Source organism: Johannesbaptistia floridana, assembly GCF_057440575.1.
In genome coordinates, this window is sequence record NZ_JALKVM010000403.1 from 1 (window position 1) to 5,677 (window position 5,677).

A 5,677-nucleotide genomic window follows, 5' to 3' on the forward strand; every position below is an offset into this window, starting at 1 on the left:
TAATCCCATAAATAATAGGGATATTGCCATACCTACTGCTGCATTTTGCCAGAGAGGCAATTCATACCAGTTTAGGTTACTTAATTGTTCAATAGGGAAATAGTCAGGTTTATATGGCAAAACCCTTGTGGCATTGACTAAGTATGGTAATACTGTTCCCGGATAGAATAATCTTATCCAATCTAAGGGATGTGCTTCAGGTCTATGACTATCAAAGGTTATGGAACTGTAAATTAGACAGTAAAATGCTGTAATACCACTTCCTACCCATGGAGAAAATCTCTGGCTATTGTAACTCAATAAGCCAAACAGAAAACTAAGACTATAAAAGAAGAAACAACTCATCCCTAATACTAGATAGAAGCCAAAGATGAGAGTTATGGGAATACCTGCGCTTATACCGTTAATTAGTTGTAAAGGTATAGATACAATTACTGTTAAATACAGTAAAATTGGTACTCCTAACATCTTGCCTAGGAATATTTCTAAGGCTGATTGGGGACTTAAACGGATAAATCCCAGGGTTCCCCTTTTTTCTTCGTGAGATAAATCAGCTATTAGTAGATATACTCCTACTACTAACAGGCTAAAAATAGTGATTACACTCATACAGAAGAACATATCTAGGTGCCATAATTCCCAGTCAATTTGCTCACATTTATTGATACAGTATCGACTATAACGAGAGAATTCTCCTGGTAATTGTGAACTGTATATCAAGTAAATAAACATCTGTAGCAGAATAGACACAACTCCTGCTGCCATTACATTACGAGGTTTTAAACGCCCTTTTGCTTCCCGAAACCATTGGGCATTCCATTCTCCTGCCTTGTCGATCATTTGAGTAAACATTCTTCTTCTCCTTGTTATCTTCGTTCATTAGTTAATTAGTTTGATAGTAATTTTTTTGTTTCTGACTCTCCTACCTTCCTGAGGTTATAGGTAAAACCTGCTCCAATCACGGCGATCGCCAACCACTGCACACACAATCCTAGGAATATATAACTACCCAATGCTACTTCTGTCGTTACTACCGTTGGTAATATGGAGAATAACCACATTAATGGTTGCTCTATAGGATCGATGGAAAAGCAAGCAAAAATCACCAGGGGAGTAATAGTAATCAAGGCGATCGCACCAGTTGCCCAGAGAAACCGTCTCTTATTCTTCATTTGTAACATGATTTGCATAATTAGTCCGCAAATTAGAACTAAGTTGATGGTAATTAACCATCCCCAGAATATTGGTAATCTTAATCCTTCTTTAGTTAAACCAAATATGGAAGGCAGAATATAGAGAGTGATAATTCCCAAGTTAGCAGCTACAGCTAAAATCCCGGGACTTTTTTCTCCTAGTAATAAATCTGAGAGAATGTTGCGATTAATTGCCGATTCTTGGTGGCGATAACGTGCCCAATCATGGAGAATTTGACGTGAAGGTGTGAGAATGGCCGCTATAATTAGGCAGAATATTAAATTTACTAATTGCAAAGCTGCAAATCCATCATCTGTCATTCGCCAAGTTGCCGCCAGATTTTGTAGAGTAAAACCTAAAGCCATAACTATAAAGCTAAAGGTTAATATATAACTTTGCTTTTTGCTAATTACTGTAGCTAAGGGATTATGAAAGCGGCGTTTTATTCCTTGCCATGCCCAATAACTCCACAATAGGTAGTTAGATACTATGAGAATAGTTGCTGTACTTACTTTCGTGAAAATAGGATTCCCATACCATAGCATCTGAGAAAAGTTTTCTAAATCTAGGTATTCAATGGCATCGGGAGCAATATAGGTAGAATGTACTAAATAGTGAAGAATCGTCCCAGGATAAAATATAAATAGCCAGTCAAACACCATATAGGTGGGATCGAAATATTGACTATTCACTATACCTGCTAACATAAACAAAGTGAATAAAATTGCTCCACTTGCCAACCAAGGTTGAAATCCTCCTAAACTTGTAGTAACTAAAGCGTAGAGAATCGATAAACTGTAGAAACAGATTAAACTTGCTGCTAATACTAAATAGTATATGGCAATTAAACTCAGGGGAATTCCTGCTTTTAAACCACTAATTATATGCAGTGGCGCTGTTATTATACCCAGGATATATAATAAAGATGGTACCCCCAATACTTTCCCAATCATGATACTTTCTACAGAAGCGGGACTTAAACGAATAAAATTGAGAGTACCTTGTTTTTCTTCATTGGCTAAGTCAGCTATCAATAGGTAACTACCACCCACTAGTAATATCCCTATCCCCGCTACACTCATAACCACAAAGATATCCAACCACCACAGGTTTTCCATAATCACAAAGTTACCCAGTAAATCAGGGAAACAATTCTCATAATCTTGGCAGTAACGACTCCAACTCTTTTCTGTTGTTGGTAAAAGACTACTATAATAGAGGTAGATAAATAGTTGACCTAGTAGAGAAATTCCTGCTACTAGCCAGAGGTTGCGAGATTTAAGTCTACCTTTTAATTCTCGGAGTAGTTGAGGATTCCATTCTCCTATTTGATTAAGTAAGTACATAGTTAAATACTTTTTCTTGACTAATTTTATTTAAATATAGACGTTTAAGAAGCTTGTTGGTGCCCCATTTGCAAAAAGATACTCTCTAAATCTTCATTTTGACAGTTAAAGCCAGTAATAGGTATTTCTGCTTTAACGAGAGATTTGAGTAATTCGGCACTCTCTTCAGGGTTACCGGAGAAGTAAACTTTGAGAGTCCCCTCTATCCCTAACATTTCTATCTCCTCTACGAGGGGATGTTTGCGTAGTTGTTGGCGCAAAGTTTCCCTATCTCCCAAGGTAGAGATAATTATTTGTTGACGGGCCAAACGTTGGTATAATTCCGCAAGAGAGGAACTTTCTACTAAATAGCCTAGTTCCATAATCCCCACAGAGGTACATAACTCAGCTAAATCACTTAACACGTGGGAAGAAATAAATACAGTCATCCCCACATCTTGTAGATGTTTAATTATCTCACGAAATTGCTTTCTAGCAATCGGATCTAATCCTGATACTGGTTCATCGAGAAATAAAATACTTGGTTCATGTATAATTGTTCTAGCTAAACTGAGACGTTGTTTCATGCCTCGGGATAGACTAGAGATGATACTGTATTTTTTACTCGTCAGTTGAATTAACTCTAAAACTTCATTGAGTCTTCGGCGTCGCTTTGGTTGTTTGAGTCGATAGAGTCTAGCAAAATAGTCTAGATAATCCCAGACTGTTAAATCGTCATATAGGGGGAAATCATCGGGGAGATAGCCTAGTTTTTGCTTAATTAGACGATTACTATCATCTTGACGCAATCTCATCCCATTGAGATAGATGTTACCTGTAGTTGGTTCTTCGGCTGCTACTAACATTTTGATGAGAGTAGTTTTTCCGGCGCCATTTGGTCCAATTAAGCCGTATACTTCCCCGGCGGCAATTTCTAAATCAACATTATTTACTGCTATATGGCGATCAAATCTTTTAGTTACTCCTTGACAGATAATAGCATTTGTTGTGGTTTTGTCCCCATTGGTGATGGCAGTCATCTTTTTTTTTGTGTGTGTATATTAGTTTATCGCTTCAGATTTAGCCGCGCTAAAATCTGGATCGTAATTGAATAACTCGATATCCTGTTGATAACGCTTTCTAACTATTTCCCAAGTTTCTGGGGTATAATAGCTAGTATAATGCTGATGTTTGCCTTTTAGTTCGTGGGGAAGTTGTTTAATTGGCAGATTTATCTGATTAGCAATAGTTAGGAAGTCTTCATTAAGTTTTTCAAAGCGACCAATAAAATCGGGAATCAGTTTACCCTGTTGATCCACAATAAAGGTATACTGAGACCGAAAATGTTTATCAGCTTTCTCTTCAGGTAATTCTCCCACCGCCTGGACAAATTCTGTAAAAGACATCTCCCTATTAATTACTGGATATTTTAATCTACTTACTTTACCACTCAAAGAAGGTTGGAGAAAGTAGGCGACTTTACAACTAGGATCTATATTGAGATCATAATCTTTCTTGAGTTTACTAAAATAACAAGATAATAATCTTTCCCAGGGATTGCGGACAAAACAGAATTTAAAATAATCGGGATATTCATTAATTCTTTGGCGAGGAATATGGGGAAATTTAGTGGTATGAGGCGAAGGAGAATCTAGTTTTAGTAACTCTTTAAAATAGGTTTTAAAACTGCTACTTGCTACTTTAGGAATCACAAAATAAATGGCTTGGTATTCCTCAAGAAAGATATCTTTGAGGCTATCATATCCCTGTAAACGTAAACTAATTCTACTCAGTACTTTTTTATTCATCACCGCAACTTTACTAAATTGATTTGGCAAGCAATAGCTTTTCGTAAATAGTTTCTAACTGCTCAACCATCATCTTACCATCAAATAAATTTCTGGTGAGTTGGCGGGCTTGGTTTCCTAATTTATCAGCAAGTTCCTGATTTTGCAAGAGTAACAGCAAGTTTTCTGCTAATTTATTAACATCTTTGGCTGGGTAGAGTAAGCCTGTTTCCTGGTGATGGACAATTTCTGGAATACCATAGATATTGGGCACAACTACGGGTTTTCCTAGCAACATTGCCTCAGTCATCGCCCTTCCTAAGCCTTCCCAAAGAGAAGAAAGGGCAAATATATCAGCAGTTTGTAAAATTTGGGGAATATCTTCTCTAAACCCTAAAAATTTGACTTTGGCAGCGATTCCTAATTCTTCTACTTGGGCTTGTAATTGGGGTTGTTTTTCTCCTTCACCTACTAAGAGTAAGATAGTATGGGGATGGTGCTGGAGTACTTGGGCAAAGGCAGATATAAGGTATTCTGGGGCTTTTTGTGGATCTAAACGTCCTACCATCACAATGCTTTTGTAGTCTGAAGGGATATTTAGTTGCTGGCGCATTTCCTCAAGGTTAGTAGGTTGATCTAATTTATGGAAATCAATACCACTATAGACAGTTTTACTCGCTTCTAAATCAAGAATATTTAAAGAGGCCCCCTGTTGTCGATTCAGTTCACTAACAGTGATAATATAGTCTGTTAGAGGTTTCATCGCCCTTTCTAGATTTATATAGAGTTGACGTTGTAGAGGGGGCATAAAATCATGGAAAGAGAAACCATGGATGGTGTGGATTACTACAGGAGTTTGAGCAATTTTAGCGGCTATACGCCCTAGAATACCAGCTTTGGAACTATGGGTGTGGATGATATCAAACTTCTCCCGGCGCAGGAGTTTGACTATAGAGATTAAAGCTTGTAAATCTTGATAGGGGTTAATGGGATTGATGAGATTGGGTAGAGGGTGGAAAACATCCGCCACGGCTAAAGCGCGATCGCGCCAAATCCCTTCGGGATGGGAAGCTAAATGAATCGAAAAACGAGTGCGATCGCCCTTCTCTACGGAAATGAAGGTGTTATCTTGGGCTCCTCCTACCGCTAACCGAGTAATTAAATGTAATACCTTGATGTTCATAAATTAAGTGTTCTTAAATTTATTTATGATCATATTATCTATGAGTATTTATCAACCTGATTTAGTTTTTCTTGTACTTGCTTAGCGCCAGCCAAAGATCGCCAAAGATCGCCAAAGCAAGCCAGAATAGGGCGCAAGCCAGAATAGGGCGCAAGCCAGAATAGGGCGCAAGCCAGAATAGGGCGCAA

4 protein-coding genes and 1 pseudogene are annotated in these 5,677 nt (G+C 37.9%); all 5 read right to left on the bottom strand.

Features of this window, described 5'->3' with window-relative positions; translation table 11 throughout:
- Positions 1–852: pseudogene (locus tag MW688_RS22825) on the bottom strand (hypothetical protein); the annotation flags it as partial.
- A gap of 35 nt (positions 853–887) precedes the next feature.
- A complete protein-coding gene (locus MW688_RS22830) occupies positions 888–2,540 on the bottom strand; it encodes a hypothetical protein (RefSeq protein ID WP_486738320.1) in 1,653 nt (550 codons plus the stop codon).
- Between the two features lie 44 nt (positions 2,541–2,584).
- Positions 2,585–3,559, bottom strand: coding sequence for an ABC transporter ATP-binding protein (locus MW688_RS22835; RefSeq protein WP_486738321.1), 975 nt, complete (start codon positions 3,557–3,559; stop codon positions 2,585–2,587).
- Between the two features lie 21 nt (positions 3,560–3,580).
- Positions 3,581–4,327 carry a sulfotransferase family protein gene (locus tag MW688_RS22840; protein WP_486738322.1) on the bottom strand — a complete coding sequence of 249 codons (747 nt, stop codon included), beginning with the start codon at positions 4,325–4,327 and terminating at the stop codon, positions 3,581–3,583.
- Between the two features lie 13 nt (positions 4,328–4,340).
- Positions 4,341–5,489 (bottom strand): glycosyltransferase family 4 protein, encoded by a 1,149-nt coding sequence (locus MW688_RS22845; protein WP_486738323.1) that lies wholly within the window; start codon positions 5,487–5,489, stop codon positions 4,341–4,343.
- Positions 5,490–5,677 lie beyond the last annotated feature (188 nt).

Coding starts and splice junctions, on each gene's coding strand:
- MW688_RS22830 (WP_486738320.1), bottom strand. CDS start 2,540: ATGTACTTACTTAATCAAATAGGAGAATGGAATCCTCAACTACTCCGA.
- MW688_RS22835 (WP_486738321.1), bottom strand. CDS start 3,559: ATGACTGCCATCACCAATGGGGACAAAACCACAACAAATGCTATTATC.
- MW688_RS22840 (WP_486738322.1), bottom strand. CDS start 4,327: ATGAATAAAAAAGTACTGAGTAGAATTAGTTTACGTTTACAGGGATAT.
- MW688_RS22845 (WP_486738323.1), bottom strand. CDS start 5,489: ATGAACATCAAGGTATTACATTTAATTACTCGGTTAGCGGTAGGAGGA.